This is a genomic window from Pseudomonas sp. SED1 (assembly GCF_034044025.1).
Classification (GTDB): Bacteria; Pseudomonadota; Gammaproteobacteria; order Pseudomonadales; family Pseudomonadaceae; genus Aquipseudomonas.
Map to the genome: position 1 here is coordinate 1 of NZ_JAXCIS010000055.1, position 18,841 is coordinate 18,841.

The following is an 18,841-nucleotide window of genomic DNA, read 5'->3' on the forward strand; positions in this document are numbered from 1 at the left end:
CATTGCACATCGATTAGAGCGGTGTTTTCACGGCGACCACGCGAGCCCCGCGCTTCATGCACAGGGCGTAATACAGCAACCCGCCGAGTGCCGAACCGGTGAACCAGCCATAGCTGTAGAACCAGCTGAACGCGTCGCTGCCCAGGGACAACAGCGTCAGTACCACCGGCACGCCAAACGCCAGGAAGCCATGCCAGTTCCACGCCGGGTACACGTCATCGCGGTACAAGCCGGCAAGGTCCAGTTGCTGTTTCTTGATGATGAAATAGTCCACCACCATGATCCCGGCAATCGGCCCCAGCAGGCTTGAGTAACCCAGCAGCCAGTTGGAGTAGACGGTTTCCAGGCTCACGTCGGAGATGATCAGCCCGAGCTTTTTCAGCAGTTCATGGGCCATCAGCGCCAGGCCCACCAAGCCGGTAAGGACCACCGCCGTGGTGCGGTTGATCAGCTTGGGCGCGATGTTCTGGAAGTCGTTGGTGGGCGACACGATGTTCGCCGCGGTGTTGGTGGACAAGGTGGCGATGATGATCAGCGCCATGGCCACGGCTACCCACACCGGGCTCTGGATATGGCCGATCAGGGTCACCGGGTCGGAGACGCTGACGCCCACCAGTTTCACCGAGGCAGCGGTCATGATCACGCCGAGGGCGGCGAACAGGAACATGGTCAGCGGCAGGCCGAAAATCTGCCCGAGTATCTGGTCTTTCTGGCTCTTGGCGTAGCGGCTGAAGTCGGGAATGTTCAACGACAAGGTGGCCCAGAAACCCACCATCGCCGTCAGGCCCGCCATGAAGTAGCCGGTGAGGCTGGCGCCTTCGGGACGCTTGGGCGGGATCGCCATCAACTCGGTCAGCGAGACATTCGGCAGCGCCCACACCAGCAGCCCGATTCCCACCGCTACCAGCAGCGGAGCAGACAGGGTTTCCAGCCATTTGATCGACTCGGCGCCGCGCAATACCACCCACAGGTTCAGCGTCCAGAAGATCATGAAGCCGATCACTTCACCGGTGCCGCCGAGGGACTTCCAACCCTCGAAAATCGAGCCCAGGAACAGGTGAATCGCCAACCCGCCAAACATCGTCTGGATGCCGAACCAGCCGCACGCCACCAGGGCGCGAATCAGGCACGGCACGTTGGAGCCAAGTACGCCGAAGGACGAGCGCAGCAACACCGGGAACGGAATACCGTACTTGGTACCGGGGAAGGCGTTGAGGGTCAGCGGGATCAACACCACGATATTGGCCAGCAGGATCGCCATCAGCGCCTCGCCCACCGACAACCCGAAGTACGCGGTGAGCACGCCACCCAGGGTGTAGGTCGGCACGCACACCGACATGCCGATCCACAGCGCGGTGATGTGCCACTTGTTCCAGGTACGCTCGTGCACCTTGGTCGGTGCCATATCGTGGTTGTAGCGGGGGCTGTCGAGGACGTCGGGGCCGGCGTCGAGTTCGTACAGGCCGTTGCGCTCAATGACTTGCGATCTGTTCTGTTGCATGGCCGCTCCACGGTTTTTTCGAATTATTTTTGCTCACCCCGTGACGTGCACGGGATGGCCGGAGTACCTCGTTGACAACATGACATCCGGGACCCGGCCAACCGCCACCGCACTCAATAACCGTGCCGTAAACCGTTGCCCTTCCCGCACCGCTTATATAACTCGCTGATGTTTATCAGCTTTATTGTGTCGACCGAAGAGCCCCTCGTTACTTTCAGCGTTACTCAGGCCAAATAACGCAGAAGTTGTCCGAACCATCAGGACTCAATCTGGTGCAACACAATTATTTTTATTTACCGGCCCCGTCAAGAGGCATGTCTCAAGCGTCTGATTTGCAATAAGAAATGTTGCTCATATTGGGAACCTGTCAAGTGCGTCAAAATGGTGAGAGGCCGCTACATTTTGGTGATCTTGATTTTTATCTTTTAAAATCAATCAGTTAATACGAATATAAGCTTATGAAAAATATCCTTGCTCATTCGAAAAACTCGGGCTAGTTTCTATTCCTGTCACCGCTGACAGGAATTAATTCTCCAGCGGCGCGATGCATTACAACACTTAGAACTGGCACAAGCCGGTCAAGCCTGTGAGGAACTCGACATGTCGCTGTTGATCCGTGGCGCTACCGTTATTACCCATGATGAAAGTTATCGAGCCGATGTTTTATGCGCAGACGGTCTAATTCGCGCCATTGGCACTGATCTGGATATTCCCGCTGGCACCGAGATACTCGATGGCAGCGGTCAATACCTGATGCCCGGCGGCATCGATCCCCATACCCATATGCAATTGCCCTTCATGGGCACCGTGGCCAGTGAAGACTTTTTCAGTGGCACGGCTGCCGGGTTAGCGGGCGGCACCACGTCGATCATCGACTTCGTGATTCCCAACCCGCAGCAATCCCTGTTGGAAGCCTTCCACCAGTGGCGCGGCTGGGCCGAGAAGTCGGCTTCCGACTACGGTTTTCACGTCGCCATTACCTGGTGGAGCGAGCAGGTCCGCGAGGAAATGGCCGAGCTGGTCAGCCATCACGGCATCAACAGCTTCAAGCATTTCATGGCGTACAAAAACGCAATCATGGCCGCTGACGACACCCTGGTAGCGAGCTTCGAACGCTGCCTGGAACTGGGCGCGGTGCCGACGGTGCATGCCGAAAACGGCGAACTGGTGTACCACCTGCAACGCAAGCTGATGGCCCAAGGCATTACCGGGCCTGAAGCGCACCCGCTGTCGCGGCCTTCGCAAGTGGAAGGCGAAGCGGCCAGTCGGGCGATCCGGATTGCCGAAACCATCGGTACGCCGCTGTACCTGGTACACGTGTCCACCCAGGAAGCGCTGGATGAAATCACCTACGCCCGCAGCAAGGGCCAGCCGGTATACGGCGAAGTGTTGGCGGGGCATCTGCTGCTGGACGACAGCGTGTATCAACACCCCGACTGGCAGACCGCCGCCGGCTACGTGATGAGCCCGCCCTTCCGCCCACGCGGGCATCAGGAGGCACTGTGGCATGGCCTGCAATCCGGCAACCTGCACACCACCGCCACCGACCATTGCTGCTTCTGCGCCGAGCAAAAGGCCGCCGGGCGGGATGACTTCAGCAAGATTCCCAATGGCACCGCCGGTATTGAAGACCGCATGGCGCTGTTGTGGGATGAAGGCGTGAACACCGGACGTTTGTCGATGCAGGAGTTCGTTGCGCTGACCTCTACCAACACCGCGAAGATCTTCAACCTGTACCCGCGCAAAGGTGCGATCCGCGTGGGGGCCGATGCTGATCTGGTGCTGTGGGACCCGCAAGGCACACGGACCATTTCCGCGAAGACTCACCACCAGAAAGTCGACTTCAACATCTTCGAAGGCAAGACCGTACGCGGCGTGCCGAGCCACACCATCAGCCAGGGCAAGCTGGTCTGGGCAGATGGGGATTTGCGCGCCGAGCGAGGTGCGGGGCGGTACATCGAACGGCCGGCGTATCCGTCGGTGTTTGAGCAGTTGAGCAAGCGGGCGGAGCGTTCCAGGCCGGTTGCTGTGAAACGCTGAGGCCGCCATTCGCGAGCAAGCCCGCTCCCACATTCGCCCCCATTCCAACAGGATAAATGCAGTCGAATGTGGGAGCGGGCTTGCTCGCGAAGAGGCCGGTACAGGCAACAAAAAAACCACTTCCCACCAGAGGCAGCACCTCAAAAACCGTGAGGCCAATACCGTGATCCAGACCCTGAACCATCTTCCCCACCCCCATGAAGATGCGGCGGCCCTCGCCGCGCATTTCACCGACCTGGCGCCGCCGCTCAATGCTCGGCAAGCCCAACTGGAAGCGTCGCGCTGCCTCTACTGCTACGACGCGCCGTGCGTTAACGCGTGCCCCAGCGAGATCGATATCCCGTCGTTCATCCGCAATATCCACACCGAAAACGTCCAGGGCGCCGCGCAGAAGATCCTTTCGGCGAATATCCTCGGCGGCAGTTGCGCCCGGGTCTGCCCGATAGAAATCCTCTGCCAGCAAGCCTGCGTGCGCAACAACGCAGAGGAATGCGCCCCGGTGCTGATCGGCCTGTTGCAGCGGTACGCGGTGGACAACGCACACTTCAGCGAACACCCGTTCCAGCGCGCCGCGCCCACCGGCAAGCGCATCGCGGTGGTCGGCGCCGGGCCTGCAGGGTTGTCCTGCGCCCATCGCAGCGCCTTGCACGGCCATGACGTGGTGATTTTCGAAGCCCGGGAAAAAGCCGGCGGCCTGAATGAATACGGGATCGCCAAGTACAAACTGGTGGATGACTTCGCGCAAAAGGAACTGGATTTCCTTCTGCAAATTGGCGGCATCGAAATCCGTCACGGCCAGCGTCTCGGCGACAACCTGACCTTGAGCGAGCTGCACCAGCAGTTCGATGCGGTGTTCCTCGGCCTCGGCCTGGCCGCCAGCAAACAACTCGGCCTGCCTCACGAGGACGCCCCCGGCCTGCTCGCCGCCACCGACTACATCCGTGAACTGCGCCAGGCCGATGACCTCAGCCAACTGCCCCTGGCCGACCGCTGCATTGTCCTCGGCGCCGGCAACACGGCCATCGACATGGCCGTGCAAATGGCCCGCCTCGGTGCCCGTGACGTCAACCTGGTGTACCGCCGTGGCCTGACTGAAATGGGCGCCACCGGCCACGAGCAAGATATCGCCAAGGCCAACCAGGTACGCCTGTTGACTTGGGCTCAACCGGAGGAAGTGTTGCTCGATGATCAGGGCCATGTGCGCGGCATGCGGTTCGCCCGCACCCGCATGGTCGATGGCCGCCTGCAGGCCACCGGTGAAACCTTCGAACTGGCCGCCGACGCAATCTTCAAGGCCATCGGCCAAGGCTTCGACGACGCGGCGCTGCACGACCCGCTGGCCCACCAACTGCAACGCCAGGGCGATCGCATCTTCGTCAACGAACAGCTGCGCACCAGCATCCCCGGTGTGTATGCCGGCGGTGATTGCGTCAGCCTCGGCCAGGACCTCACCGTCCAGGCTGTGCAACACGGCAAGCTGGCCGCGCAAGCCATGCACGCCCAACTCATGCTGAATGTGGAGGCTGCGTAATGGCCGATCTCTCGATTGTATTCGCCGGCATCAAAGCCCCCAATCCGTTCTGGCTGGCCTCCGCGCCGCCCACCGACAAGGCCTACAACGTGGTCCGCGCCTTTGAAGCAGGCTGGGGCGGCGTGGTCTGGAAAACCCTCGGCGAAGACCCGGCCGCGGTCAACGTCTCATCGCGCTACTCGGCACACTTTGGCGCCAACCGTGAAGTGCTCGGCATCAACAATATCGAGCTGATTACCGACCGCTCCCTGGAGATCAACCTGCGGGAAATCACCCAGGTGAAAAAGGACTGGCCGGACCGCGCACTGATCGTGTCGCTGATGGTGCCCTGTGTTGAAGAGTCCTGGAAACACATCCTGCCGCTGGTGGAAGCCACCGGCTGCGACGGCATCGAGCTGAACTTCGGCTGCCCCCACGGCATGCCGGAACGCGGCATGGGCGCGGCGGTGGGCCAGGTGCCGGAGTACGTGGAACAGGTGACGCGCTGGTGCAAGACCTATTGCTCGCTGCCGGTGATCGTCAAGCTCACACCGAACATCACCGACATTCGCGTGGCGGCGCGGGCGGCGTATCGCGGGGGTGCGGATGCGGTGTCGCTGATCAACACCATCAACTCCATCACCAGTGTCGACCTGGAGCGCATGGTCGCCCTGCCGATGGTGGGCACCCAAAGCACTCACGGTGGCTACTGCGGTTCGGCGGTGAAGCCGATTGCGTTGAACATGGTGGCGGAGATCGCCCGGGATCCACAGACACAGGGTTTGCCGATCTGCGGCATTGGCGGGATTGGCAACTGGCGCGATGCAGCGGAATTCGTTGCGCTGGGCTGCGGCGCGGTGCAGGTGTGCACGGCGGCAATGCTGCATGGGTTTCGGATTGTCGAAGAGATGAAGGACGGGCTGTCGCGGTGGATGGACAGCCAGGGTTACAGCAGCTTGCAGGAGTTTTCCGGGCGAGCGGTGGGCAATACGACGGATTGGAAGTACCTGGATATCAATTACCAGGTGATCGCCAAGATTGACCAGGAGGCGTGTATTGGCTGTGGGCGTTGCCATATTGCTTGCGAGGACACCTCACACCAGGCGATTGCCAGCTTGAGGCAGGCGGATGGGACGCATAAGTACGAGGTGATCGATGATGAATGCGTGGGATGCAACCTGTGCCAGATCACCTGCCCGGTAGCGGACTGTATCGAGATGGTGCCGGTGGAGACCGGGAAGCCGTTTTTGAACTGGACACAGGATCCGAGGAATCCCTACCGGGAAGCCGTGTAGCCCTGGATGATCGTTCCCACGCTCCGCGTGGGAACGATCTACGGCTCCAACCCAATCCCCCGCAAGATCACACTCGTCACCGTCTGTACTGCCCGTTCAAACTGCATATCCGACAACGGCTGATGATCATTCAGGATCTTCACCTGATGATCAAAGTCGGCATAGTGCTGGGTCGACGCCCAGATCATATACAGCAGGCTCGACGGTTCCACCGGCAAGATCCGCTTGTCTTCCACCCACTGACGAATCTTCGCTTCCTTCATCTTGGCCCAGTCGTACAGGCTCACGTCCAGCGCCTCACCCAGGGTCGGTGCGCCGTGGATGATTTCGTTGGCCCATACTTTGGAACCATAGGGCCGGCTGCGGGAATGTTGCATCTTGGCGCGGATGTAGCTGCTGAGCACCACCCGCGGGTCGTCGAACATCTCGAAGCACAAGGCGTCCTGCTTCCACACTTCCAGCAGGTCGAACAACACCGCGCTGTACAGCTCGCTCTTGGTGCTGAAGTAGTAATGCAGGTTGGAGCGCGGCAGTTGCACTTCTTCGGCGATGTCGGCCATGGCGGTGCTGCCATAGCCCTTCTCGGCGAAGACCTTTTCAGCCGCCAGCAGAATCTTTTCGACGTTGACCCGACGAATACCGATCTTGTGATTGCCCATAAGGGCTCCCTGACAACAACATGACTTCAAGACTACCATCCGCTCTAGATCGCGGCGACACGCCACTGTGAAACTTCGTACAAGCACCTTCCCCGTGGATAGCGGATTGGTTAGCATCGCCATCCCCTCGAAGGATCATCTTCATGACGATTCGACTGCGAGACGCGTGCGACGGCCCGGTGCTTGCGGCTCTGCCGAACAACTGACTCTCACCTGAAGGTATTGAACAATGTTGATCAAGAAAACCCTCACCACCGTCGCCCTGCTCGCCTCCCTGCTGGGCGCCTCGGCCGCCTTTGCCCACGCCCACCTGAAAAGCTCGGAGCCTGCCGCCGACAGCAGCGTCGCCGCGCCCAAGGACCTGCGCCTGACGTTCTCCGAAGGCGTTGAAGCGACGTTCACCAAGGTGTCCCTGAGCAAGGACGGCACCGAAGTCGCGATCAAGGGCCTGGAAACCCCGGACGCCGACAAAAAGGTTCTGGTGGTGACTCCGGCCGCTCCATTGGCCGCCGGTAACTACAAAGTGGTGTGGAACGCGGTCTCGGTGGATACCCACAAGAGCAACGGTGAATACAGCTTCAAGGTCGGCCAATAATTCATGGCCACCCTGCTGGTGCTGTGCCGCTTCCTGCATTTCATCGTGGTGTTGTTGATGTTCGGGGCCTGTGTGTTGAGGCCCTGGTTGCTGGGAGCAGGGCCGCAACCGGTGCTGGACCGCCAACTGTCGCGCATCACCCAAGGCTTGGCGTGGCTGGCACTGGTGTCGGGGGTGGCGTGGTTGCTGTTGATCAGCGCGAGCATGGCCGGTGTCGGGCTGGGCGCACTGGAGCTGTCGACGGTGCAGTTGGTGCTGGGTAAAACCTTCTTCGGCCAGGTCTGGACCTGGCACCTGGTGCTGAACGCGCTACTGGTGCTCGGCTTGATAACGCCGTGGAAGGCGTTGCGCCTGCCGCTCTGTGCGCTACTGCTGGCGACGCTGGCACCGGTGGGCCATGGCGCCATGCTCAATGGCCTGGCCGGGCAACTGCTGATTTTCAATCAGGTTGTGCACCTGGTGTGTGTCGGTGCCTGGCTGGGCGGATTGCTGGTGCTGGTGTTGATCCTCAGGCAATCGCCCCGCTATTCCTTGGAACCGATCCTCAAGCGCTTCAGTGGCATCGGTTATGGCCTGGTGACGGGACTGCTGGTAACAGGTCTGATCAACGTGCGAGTGCTCACCGGGCAGTTCTGGCCCACGCCATTGTTCAGCGGGTTCGCCCTGATCCTGCTGATCAAGGTGTTGCTGGTATTCGGCATGCTCGCCCTGGCACTGTTGAACCGCCTGCGGATTCACAACTGTGAGCAGCGGTTGCCTGCGTTGAAGGCCAGCGTGACGATTGAATGGTTACTAGGTATTTCAGCGGTGGCTGCCGTTTCCCTGCTTGGTACCTTGCCGCCCATGGTTGCAGCAGGATAATCCCTCCTCCAGTGGCTCCCTTCACACGGGGAGTCATCGTATAACTTTCGATTGACAAGCCCCTAAAACCTCGCAAATATCGCCTCCAATGTTGTACGACAACGTATAACAAAAAATAAAAACAACAAAAAGACAACGGAGCGTCACTGTGAGCCAACACGTCCGCCATTTCTCCTGCACCGCCCGTTTTGCCGCCATCGGCTTGAGCAGCCTGGCCTTCGCCCTCCCCGTCACCGCCTCGGCAGAGGGCTTCATCGACGACGCCAAAGCCACGCTTAACCTGCGCAATGCTTACTTCAATCGAAACTTCACCAACCCCGCTTATCCCCAGGGCAAGGCCGAGGAGTGGACGCAAAACTTCATCCTTGATGCCCGGTCCGGCTTCACCCAAGGCACCGTCGGTTTCGGCCTGGACGTGCTGGGGCTGTATTCGCAAAAGCTCGACGGTGGCAAAGGCACCTCCGGCACCCAATTGCTGCCGACCCGCAGCGATGGCCGCCCCGCCGACAATTTCGGGCGTCTGGGCGTGGCGCTGAAAACCAAACTGTCGAACACCGAATTGAAAGTCGGCGAATGGATGCCGGTGCTGCCGATCCTGCGCTCGGATGACGGCCGCTCCCTGCCGCAGACCTTCCGTGGTGGCCAGGTCACCTCCAGCGAAATCGCCGGCCTGACCTTGTATGGCGGCCAGTTCCGCGGCAACAGCCCGCGCAACGACGCGAGCATGGATGACATGTTTCTCAACGGCAAAGCCGCATTCACCTCGGACCGATTCAACTTCGGCGGCGGCGAATACACCTTCAACGACAAGCGCACCCAAGTGGGCGTGTGGTACGCCGAACTCAGCGACATCTACCAGCAGCAGTATTTCAACCTGACCCATAGCCAGCCCGTGGGCGACTGGACCCTGGGCGCCAACCTCGGGTTCTTCACCGGCAAGGAAGACGGCAAGGCCCTTGCGGGCGACCTCGACAACAAAACCGCGTTCGCCCTGCTCTCGGCCAAATACAAAGGCAACAGCTTCTATATCGGCCTGCAGAAACTCACCGGTGACAGCGCCTGGATGCGGGTCAACGGCACCAGCGGCGGCACCCTGGCCAACGACAGCTACAACGCCAGCTACGACAACGCCAAGGAAAAATCCTGGCAGGTGCGGCACGACTTCAACTTCGTGGTGCTGGGCATTCCCGGCCTGACCATGATGAACCGCTATATCAGCGGCGATAACGTGCACACCGGGGCGATCACCAACGGCAAGGAATGGGGGCGCGAGTCGGAACTGGCCTACACGGTACAAAGCGGTCCACTGCGGGACCTGAATGTGCGCTGGCGCAACGCAACAATGCGCCGGGATTTCAGTACCAACGAGTTTGATGAAAACCGGATATTCATCAGTTACCCGATCTCGTTGTTGTAGCTTCCAGAGCTGAACCGGGGTCCAACAGGCACAACAAAACCAGTGTGGGAGCGGGCTTGCTCGCGAAGGGGGAGTGTCAGTCAATGCACCTGTATCTGAGGCCACCGCTTTCGCGAGCAAGCCCGCTCCCACATTTGACCGGCGTCGTCAGCAAGGCCGTTGACAAGTGTAGGAAAGCCTAACGATACTTCGGAATAGTCATACGACAACCTACAACAATAACGGGACCACCATGACCACCATAACAGCCCCTACCCCGTTCAACCGCTTGCTGCTCACTGGCGCCGCTGGTGGCCTGGGCAAAGTCTTGCGTGAACGCCTGCGCCCTTACGCCAAGGTACTGCGCCTGTCGGATATCGCCGACATGGCCCCGGCCGCTGACGACGGCGAAGAAGTGCTGCCTTGCGATCTTTCCGACAAACAGGCCGTGCACCAACTGGTGGAAGGCGTCGATGCGATCCTGCATTTCGGCGGCGTATCGGTGGAGCGCTCGTTCGAGGAAGTGCTGGGCGCAAACATCTGCGGGGTCTTCCACATCTACGAAGCCGCCCGCCGCCATGGGGTCAAGCGCGTCATCTTCGCCAGCTCCAACCACGTCATCGGCTTCTACAAGCAGGACGAAGCCCTCGACGCCCACTCCCCGCGCCGTCCGGACAGTTACTACGGCCTGTCCAAATCCTACGGCGAGGACATGGCCAGTTTCTACTTCGATCGCTATGGCATCGAAACCGTCAGCATCCGCATCGGCTCCTCGTTCCCGGAACCGCAGAACCGCCGGATGATGCACACCTGGTTGAGCTTCGACGACCTGACCCAACTGCTCGAGCGTGCGCTGTACACACCGAATGTCGGCCACACCGTGGTCTACGGCATGTCGGATAACCTCGACGTCTGGTGGGACAACCGCTTCGCCGCCCACCTGGGTTTCACCCCGCGAGACACCTCCGAAGTGTTCCGCAAACAGGTGGAAGCCCAGCCGCTGCCTGCCATCGACGACCCGGCGCGGGTGTACCAGGGCGGCGCGTTTTGTGCCGCCGGCCCATTCGGTGACTGACCACAGACCAACCCAAGGGAATGAGTGGCCATGCAAGCAGAATTGATTGTCGACGCCCGCAACGCAGTGGGTGAATGCCCGGTGTGGGTGCCTGAGGAAAATGCCCTGTACTGGGTGGATATTCCCAACGGCGGCCTGCAACGCTGGAGTGCCGCCAGCGGCCATGTCCATGCCTGGAAAGCCCCGCAGATGCTCGCCTGCATGGCGCGCACCCGCGCGGGCAATTGGGTCGCGGGCATGGAAACCGGCTTTTCCCAGCTGACGCCCCGCAACGATGGCAGCCTCGACACCACGCCGTTGGCCAGCGTCGAGCACGCCCGCCCGGACATGCGCCTGAACGATGGCCGCTGTGATCGCCAGGGCCGGTTCTGGGCCAGCAGCATGGTGCTGAATATGGGCGCGAATGCCGCCGACGGGGCACTGTACCGCTACGAAACAGGTCAGCCCGTTCACGCCGCACTCAACGGTTTCATCACCCCCAACGGCCTGGCTTTCAGCCCCGACGGGCGCACGATGTACCTCTCGGACTCACACCCGCTGATCCAGCAGGTCTGGGCCTTCGACTACGACATCGACAGCGGCACGCCGTCCAACCGCCGGCTGTTTGTCGACATGCACCAGTTCCTCGGCCGCCCCGATGGAGCGGCCGTCGATGCTGAAGGTTGCTACTGGATCTGCGCCAACGACGCCGGGCTGATCCACCGCTTTACCCCCGACGGTCGCCTCGACCGTTCACTGGCCGTACCGGTAAAAAAACCCACCATGTGCGCCTTCGGTGGCAGCCGCCTGGACACCTTGTTCGTCACCTCGATCCGCGACGACCACAGCCCGCACTCCCTCGCCGGCGGCGTCTTTGCCCTGAACCCTGGCGTACAGGGAATGCCCGAACCGCAGTTCATCCTCTAGCTGCATCGCTATGCCTTGAACAAAACAATAACAAGACTGGAGAGACACCCCATGGACTTCAAACGCACCTTGCTCGCCGCTGCACTCCCGTTCGTGTTTACCCTCGGCAGCGCCGCCCACGCGCTGGAAATCAAATTCGCCGACATCCACCCCGCCGGCTATCCCACCGTCGTCGCCGAAGAACAACTGGGTAAAACCCTGGTCGCCGAAAGCAACGGCGGCCTGACCTTCAAGATGTTCCCCGGCGGCGTGCTGGGCTCGGAAAAGGAAGTGGTCGAACAAGCTCAGGTCGGCGCGATCCAAATGGCCCGGGTCAGCCTCGGCATCGTCGGGCCGGTGGTGCCGGACGTGAACGTGTTCAACATGCCGTTCGTGTTCCGCGACCAGGTGCATATGCGCAAGGTCATCGACGGCGAGATAGGCGATGAAATCCTCGCCAAAATCACCGACTCCGAATTCAACCTGGTGGCCCTGGCCTGGATGGACGGCGGCACGCGCAACATCTACACCAAGAAACCGGTGCGCAAGATCGAAGACCTCAAGGGCATGAAGATTCGCGTGCAGGGCAACCCGATCTTCATCGAAACCATCAACGCCATGGGCGGCAACGGCATTGCCATGGACACCGGCGAGATCTTCAGCGCCCTGCAGACCGGGGTGATCGACGGCGCGGAGAACAACCCGCCCACCCTGCTGGAACACAACCACTACCAGAACGCCAAGTTCTACAGCCTCACCGGCCACCTGATCCTGCCCGAGCCCATCGTGATGTCGAAAATCACCTGGAACAAGCTCACCCCCGAGCAACAGGTGCTGGTAAAAAACACCGCCAAGGCCGCGCAGATCCAGGAGCGCGAGCTGTGGGACGCCAAGTCCGCCAGCAGTGAAGCCAAGCTCAAGGCCGCCGGTGTGGAGTTCATCGACATCGACAAGAAACCGTTCTACGAGGCCACCGCTTCGATCCGCGACAAGTACGGCGCCCCATACGCCGACCTGATCAAGCGCATCGAAGCCGTCGAGTAACCCACCCGCCTCTCATAGAAAAGGCCCGGCGCGGTCGATATCGATGCGCCCGGTCACGGTGAACGCCATGAAGAATTTACTGCTGCGCATCAACGACCGCATTTACATGAGCTGCATCTGGGTCGCCGGCCTCGCCGTTCTCGGCGTCGCGCTGATCATCCCCTGGGGCATCTTCGCCCGCTACATTCTAGGCACCGGTTCCAGCTGGCCGGAGCCCACCGCCATCCTGTTGATGCTGGTGTTCACCTTTGTCGGCGCCGCCGCCAGTTACCGCGCCGGGGCGCATATGTCGGTGGCCATGGTCACCGACCGCCTGCCACCTGACCAGCGCCAAATCGTCGGTATCATTTCGCAATTGCTGATGGGCACCATCTGCCTGTTCATGACGATCTGGGGCAGCAAATTGTGCCTGTCCACCTGGAACCAGTTCATGAGCGCCATGCCGACCTTGCGGGTGGGCATCACCTACATGCCGATCCCGATTGGCGGCTTGCTGACGCTGATTTTTGTGCTGGAAAAACTCCTGCTGGGTGACCAGAGCAACCGTCGGGTCGTGCGCTTCGACCTGGTTGAAGAAAGTGAAGGGGCTGCCTGAATGGACGCATTGATTCTGCTGGGCAGCTTTATCGCCTTGATCCTGATTGGCATGCCGGTGGCTTACGCCCTGGGGCTTTCTGCGCTGATCGGCGCGTGGTGGATCGACATTCCGTTCCAGGCCCTGATGATTCAGGTGGCTGGCGGGGTGAACAAGTTTTCGTTGATGGCGATTCCGTTCTTTGTACTGGCCGGGGCGATCATGGCCGAGGGCGGCATGTCCCGCCGGCTGGTGGCGTTTGCCGGGGTGCTGGTGGGCTTTGTACGCGGCGGCTTGTCCCTGGTGAACATCATGGCCTCGACGTTTTTTGGGGCGATCTCCGGCTCGTCGGTGGCTGATACGGCCTCCGTCGGTTCGGTGCTGATTCCGGAAATGGAACGCCAGGGATATCCCCGTGAATTCGCCACCGCCGTCACCGTGAGCGGCTCGGTGCAGGCCTTGCTGACGCCTCCCAGCCACAACTCGGTGCTCTACTCCCTGGCGGCCGGCGGTACCGTATCCATCGCCTCGCTGTTCATGGCCGGCGTGGTCCCGGGCCTGCTGATGAGCGCGTGCCTGATGGTGCTGTGCCTGATCTTCGCGAAAAAGCGCAACTACCCCAAAGGCGAAGTGATTCCCCTGAAACAGGCACTGAAAATCTGCGCCGACGCCCTGTGGGGCTTGATGGCCATGGTGATCATTCTTGGCGGGATTCTGTCGGGTATCTTCACCGCTACCGAGTCGGCGGCGATTGCCGTGTTGTGGGCATTCTTCGTGACCATGTTCATCTACCGCGACTACAAATGGAGCGAGTTGCCCAAGCTGATGCACCGCACGGTGCGCACCATTTCCATCGTGATGATCCTGATCGCGTTCGCCGCCAGCTTCGGCTACATCATGACCCTGATGCAGATCCCGGCGAAGATCACCACGATGTTCCTGACCCTGTCGGACAACCGCTATGTGATCCTGATGTGCATCAACGCCATGTTGCTGTTGCTGGGCACGGTGATGGACATGGCGCCGCTGATTTTGATCCTCACGCCGATCCTGTTGCCGGTCGTGCTGGGCATCGGCGTCGATCCGGTGCACTTCGGCATGATCATGCTGGTGAACCTCGGGATCGGCCTGATCACCCCGCCCGTGGGCGCGGTGCTGTTTGTGGGGGCGGCGGTGGGCAAGGTCAGCATTGAGAAGACCGTGAAGGCGCTGCTGCCGTTTTATGGCGTACTGTTTCTGGTGCTGATGGCTGTGACCTACATTCCGGCGTTGTCGTTGTGGTTGCCGGGGCTGGTGTTATAAATGGCTATGAACTGATCGTTCCCACGCTCTGCGTGGGAACGCCGCCATGGACGCTCTGCGTCCGCTCTTAAAACCGTGACGCAGAGCGTCACAGGATGAATTCCCACGCAGAGCGTGGGAACGATCAAGGGTGCGCTGATGCTTGAACTCGAAGACAACCTCACCCACCTGACGCTGGCACCAGCGTTGGGTGGCAGCCTCGTCAACTGGACCGTGCGCAGCAGCGGCCAGCCCTTGCTGCGCCACACCGATCAACAGGCGTTGGCCAGCGGCCTACCGGGCAAGCTGGGGTGTTTCCCACTGGCGCCCTGGTCGAACCGGATTGCCGAGGGTGGCTTTGATAACCCGTCTGGGTGGTTGGCACTCGAACCCAACAGCCCGCTTGACCCGCTGCCGATTCATGGCAGCGCCTGGCAGCAGGCGTGGCACGTGGTCAGCCAGTCGGTGGATGAGGTGGTGCTGCAACTGGACTGCAGCACACCCTTTGCGTATCGCGCCGAGCAGCGGGTTCAGTTGAAAGACGGCAGGTTGAGCATCACGTTGCGCGTCACCCATCTGGCGGAAAAAGCGGCGTGGCATGGGCTGGGATTGCATCCGTATCTGCCCCGCAGGCCCGGCACACAATTGCAGGCCAAGGCTGGGCAGGTGTGGATGAGTGATGCATCGAAATTACCTACGGGGCTGGCTGCCGTACCCGTCGAGTGGGATTTCCAGCAGCTCAAATCGTTGCCCGAGACGCTGGTGGATAACGGTTTTTGCCAATGGGACGGGCGCTGCGTCATCCAGCAGCCAGACCTGGGTTACACCCTGGAATGCCAGGCCAGCGGCAGCGACTACTACCTGCTGTACTGCCCGCCGGGGCTGGACTTTTTCTGCTTCGAGCCGGTGAGTCATCCGGTAAATGCCCATCACCTGCCGGGCAGGCCGGGGTTGAAGCTGCTAGAGCAAGGCGAATCAGCCGAACTCGGCTTCGGCCTGCAATACAACCCCCTCTAGCAACACAAAACCAATGTGGGAGCGGGCTTGCTCGCGAATGCGGTGGATCAGTCAACCCATCTGCGACTGACACTCCGCATTCGCGAGTAAGCCCGCTCCCACATTTTGATCTCCATTGTGTCTTAGGGTGGGGTGTTTTTCAGGCGCCCCGCCGTGTCGATACTCACCACCACCGACAACCCCGGCCGCAGCCGCTCACTCTGCTCCTGCCCCGGGTCGACGGTGATCCGCACCGGCACCCGCTGGGCGATCTTCACAAAGTTGCCAGTGGCGTTATCCGCCTGCAACAGGCTGAACTCCGAGCCGGTCGCAGGTGAAATACGCTGCACCGTGCCGTGAAACTTGCGATGGTCCAGGGCATCCACAGTGAAGGTCACCGGCTGGCCGACCTGCACGTTGTCCATCTGGGTTTCTTTCATGTTGGCAATCACCCACAGCTGGTTCGGCACCAGCGCCATCAACTGCGCACCGCTGTTGACGTAGGCTCCGAGGCGCACGCCAATCTGCCCCAGTTGCCCATCGCGCGGGGCGATGATGCGGGTGTTCGACAGGTCGATACGTGCCAGCTCCACCGCCGCATCGGCATTGGCCACCGCCGCCTCCAGCGAACCGCGATTAACGATCACCGTCTGCAAATCCTGCCGGGCGATTTCCAGGCTGGCTTGAGCCTGGGCCACGGCAGCGATGGTTTGCGCATTGGCCGCACGGGTCACGTCCAGCTCACGCTTGGACACCGAACCGTCGCTGATCAACTCTTCGTTGCGGCGCAGGTCAGCGGTGCTCTTGCGCGCCTGGGCCTGGCTGTCAGCCAAGGCAGCCTGACGCAGCTTGATGGTCGCCTCGGCACTGTTGCGTTGCTGCACCACATTGGCCAGGGACGCCTGCTGCACCGCCAGTTGCGCCAGGGCTTGGTCGAGGCGCTGCTTGTAGATGCGATCATCGAGGCGCACCAGCAAATCCCCGGCCTTGACGTACTGGAAGTCCGTCACCGGTACTTCATACACGTAGCCACTGAGCTGTGGCCCGATGATCGTCACCTGGCCACGCACCAGGGCGTTCTCGGTGGTTTCCACGGCGCTGCTGAAGGGCGGCAATTGCCAGGCGTAAAGCACGATCAGCACGCCGATAATCGCAATTGCGGCAAAGCCCATGGAGGAGATGATGCGCACCCGCAAGGAGCGCGGCTCGGTAGCCGGCATGCTCGGCGGTGCGGTGCCTTCCGGCGTGGAAGCGATGGCGTTGGTGGTGGTCGTCGTCGGTTCGGTCATGAAGAAAGTGCGCCGCTGGGTTGAACGGGAGGCGCTGCACTGGCGGCAGCTTTAGTGGTACTTATCAGCCAGAGGCTGCGGATAAAAATCCAGATCATGGTGAGTATGGCGATGATCGCAATCAGCATGAACACATCGTTATAGGCCATCACATTCGCCTCACGGGTGGCCGCGGTGGCCAGGCTGCGAATGCCCATCAGGTTACGCAACTCGGGGTCGGCGATCACCCCGCCATAGGCCGAGCCGCCACTGGCCACCCGCGCCGCCACACGCGGGTCGAGCAAGGTCAGGTGTTCGACGATCATGCTCGAATGGAATTTCTCCCGCACGATCTGGAACGTGCCCAGCAATGCCGCGCCGATCAGGCCGCCGAGGTTCTGGCAGATCCCGAACAGCACCGAGAAACTCACCAGGTTCCTGGGGTTGGTCAGCACGTTTTTCGTGCCTAAAACCATGGTCGGCCCAAGAAAGAACGTGCCGCCAAAGCCTAGCAGGAACTGGCTGACGTACATGTTTTGCGGGCGCGTGAGGTTGCTGGAAAAACTGTCCATCACTGAACCCGTGGCCATGAAGGCCAGGGAGATGATCAAGGGCATCAGCAAATGCGAGGGGTTGATGGTCAGCGCGCTGGTGGCCAGGCCGGCAATCGCCCCCGCCAGCATCACCCAATACAGCGTGCGCATCTGTTCGTTGCTCATGTTCAGCATTTGCATGAAGCCGACGGCGCCGGTGGACTGCTCCGAAAGCACCATGCGAATCAGGACCACCGCCAGCGCCAGGCGAATCATCACCCCGCTGCCCAGCCAGCGGGTCATCAGCAACGGGTTGGAGCGGTTATGTTCGATGGCCAGGCCGGCCATGATCAGCACCAGTGAGCAGGCCGACGCCACGCCGATCCACGGCGCTTCCAGCCACCAGTCGATACGGCCCAGGGACAGTACCGCGCAGAGCAAGGCGACGCCGGTGGCGAGGATGGCGAAGGTGAGGAAGTCGAGTTTTTCGAAGGTCTTGAAGCGGTCGCCCGGGGGCAACTTGAGCAGGAATACGCAGCCCAGGCAGGTCAGCGCCATGCCCAGTTCGAACAGGTACAGGCCACGCCATTCGGCGATTTGCAGCAGGTCTTCGGAAAACAATCGGGCCAGGGGTAATGCCAGTTGCGCAGTGCCGAGGCCGAGCACCAGGGCTTTCATCCGCCATTTTGCGGGGAAGGCCTGGATCATGTAGTACAGGCCCAGGGAGCTGAGGGCGGCGCCGACCATGCCGTGGGCGGCGCGTACGGCGATGGCCGAGCTGAGGTCGTTGACGAACAGGTGGCCGAAGGTGACCAGGGCGTAGAGCACCAGGAACACTTCGGTGAATGCACGCAGGCCGAATTGCTGGCGGAATTTTACCAGCAGCAGGTTCATTGAGACGTTGGTCATGACGTAGGCGGCGGGGAGCCAGGCCATCTCGGCCGTCGTCGCGCCCAGGGCGCCCTGGAGGTACACAAGGTTGGCGATCACCAGCGAGTTGCCGAGGCCACCGGTGATTGCCACGAGTACGCCGACGAGGGCGTAGGCCCAGCGTTTGCGGGTGGAATGCAGCGGCGTCGACGGCGAGCCCGGCAGGCTCGGGCGTTCGTGGGGCTGCCAGGTGTGGGGGGTGTATTTGTCCATTCGGTGGCCTTGATGACCGGCGTTTGGGGCCGGTGGAACGGTTACTCAGGGAGTAGTAAACCTGAGTGGAGTTCAACTTGCCATCTTGGGAGGGGTTTGGGCGGTTGGGGGTGTATATCCGTTGCTGCGGTCAGGGCCGCTATTGGTTCCGCTCTTACAGCGGCTCACTTTTGAACAGCGCAAAA

16 protein-coding genes are annotated in these 18,841 nt (G+C 61.0%); 12 read left to right on the plus strand and 4 right to left on the minus strand.

Features of this window, described 5'->3' with window-relative positions:
- Positions 1-13: 13 nt before the first annotated feature.
- Positions 14-1,501, minus strand: a complete 1,488-nt coding sequence (locus SNL23_RS07955; RefSeq protein ID WP_076014248.1) for an NCS1 family nucleobase:cation symporter-1 — start codon at positions 1,499-1,501, stop codon at positions 14-16.
- Between the two features lie 600 nt (positions 1,502-2,101).
- Between SNL23_RS07955 and hydA the strand changes: the two genes are divergently transcribed.
- From hydA to preA, 3 genes are all read left to right on the plus strand, one after another.
- Positions 2,102-3,541 carry a dihydropyrimidinase gene (gene hydA / locus SNL23_RS07960; protein WP_318301971.1) on the plus strand — a complete coding sequence of 480 codons (1,440 nt, stop codon included), beginning with the start codon at positions 2,102-2,104 and terminating at the stop codon, positions 3,539-3,541.
- Between the two features lie 163 nt (positions 3,542-3,704).
- Entirely contained in the window at positions 3,705-5,072 is a 1,368-nt protein-coding gene (locus SNL23_RS07965; protein ID WP_318301972.1) for an NAD(P)-dependent oxidoreductase, read from the plus strand.
- Entirely contained in the window at positions 5,072-6,346 is a 1,275-nt protein-coding gene (gene preA / locus SNL23_RS07970) for an NAD-dependent dihydropyrimidine dehydrogenase subunit PreA (RefSeq protein ID WP_076014251.1), read from the plus strand. The genes SNL23_RS07965 and preA overlap by 1 nt, the downstream gene beginning before the upstream one ends.
- Positions 6,347-6,384: 38 nt before the next feature.
- Here the strand turns inward: preA and SNL23_RS07975 are convergent, their stop codons facing one another.
- A complete protein-coding gene (locus SNL23_RS07975; protein WP_003207828.1) occupies positions 6,385-7,005 on the minus strand; it encodes a TetR/AcrR family transcriptional regulator in 621 nt (206 codons plus the stop codon).
- 229 nt (positions 7,006-7,234) lie between these two features.
- On the opposite strand from SNL23_RS07975, the gene copC reads away from it, so the two are divergent.
- From copC to SNL23_RS08020, 9 genes are all read left to right on the plus strand, one after another.
- Complete coding sequence (gene copC / locus SNL23_RS07980; RefSeq protein ID WP_076014252.1) at positions 7,235-7,600, plus strand: copper homeostasis periplasmic binding protein CopC; 366 nt, start codon at positions 7,235-7,237, stop codon at positions 7,598-7,600.
- Positions 7,601-7,603: 3 nt separating this feature from the next.
- Complete coding sequence (copD, locus tag SNL23_RS07985) at positions 7,604-8,461, plus strand: copper homeostasis membrane protein CopD (RefSeq protein WP_318301973.1); 858 nt, start codon at positions 7,604-7,606, stop codon at positions 8,459-8,461.
- Positions 8,462-8,609: 148 nt separating this feature from the next.
- Positions 8,610-9,878 (plus strand): OprD family porin, encoded by a 1,269-nt coding sequence (locus SNL23_RS07990; protein ID WP_076014254.1) that lies wholly within the window; start codon positions 8,610-8,612, stop codon positions 9,876-9,878.
- Between the two features lie 232 nt (positions 9,879-10,110).
- Positions 10,111-10,932: an NAD-dependent epimerase/dehydratase family protein gene (locus SNL23_RS07995; protein WP_318301974.1), complete on the plus strand. Its 822-nt coding sequence runs from the start codon at positions 10,111-10,113 to the stop codon at positions 10,930-10,932.
- 30 nt (positions 10,933-10,962) lie between these two features.
- Positions 10,963-11,838: an SMP-30/gluconolactonase/LRE family protein gene (locus SNL23_RS08000; protein WP_318301975.1), complete on the plus strand. Its 876-nt coding sequence runs from the start codon at positions 10,963-10,965 to the stop codon at positions 11,836-11,838.
- 51 nt (positions 11,839-11,889) lie between these two features.
- Entirely contained in the window at positions 11,890-12,861 is a 972-nt protein-coding gene (locus SNL23_RS08005) for a TRAP transporter substrate-binding protein (protein WP_258346908.1), read from the plus strand.
- Between the two features lie 67 nt (positions 12,862-12,928).
- The gene (locus SNL23_RS08010; RefSeq protein ID WP_076014345.1) at positions 12,929-13,456 is read left to right on the plus strand and encodes a TRAP transporter small permease; all 528 of its coding nucleotides are present in this window, start codon (positions 12,929-12,931) and stop codon (positions 13,454-13,456) included.
- Complete coding sequence (locus SNL23_RS08015) at positions 13,457-14,737, plus strand: TRAP transporter large permease (protein WP_010166793.1); 1,281 nt, start codon at positions 13,457-13,459, stop codon at positions 14,735-14,737.
- A gap of 138 nt (positions 14,738-14,875) precedes the next feature.
- Positions 14,876-15,733 (plus strand): aldose 1-epimerase, encoded by an 858-nt coding sequence (locus SNL23_RS08020; protein ID WP_318301976.1) that lies wholly within the window; start codon positions 14,876-14,878, stop codon positions 15,731-15,733.
- 122 nt (positions 15,734-15,855) lie between these two features.
- Here the strand turns inward: SNL23_RS08020 and SNL23_RS08025 are convergent, their stop codons facing one another.
- Both SNL23_RS08025 and SNL23_RS08030 read right to left on the minus strand, forming a co-directional pair.
- Positions 15,856-17,001: an HlyD family secretion protein gene (locus tag SNL23_RS08025; RefSeq protein ID WP_076014258.1), complete on the minus strand. Its 1,146-nt coding sequence runs from the start codon at positions 16,999-17,001 to the stop codon at positions 15,856-15,858.
- Complete coding sequence (locus SNL23_RS08030) at positions 16,998-18,656, minus strand: MFS transporter (protein ID WP_076014259.1); 1,659 nt, start codon at positions 18,654-18,656, stop codon at positions 16,998-17,000. Before SNL23_RS08030 ends, SNL23_RS08025 begins: the two co-directional genes overlap by 4 nt.
- Positions 18,657-18,841: the final 185 nt, after the last annotated feature.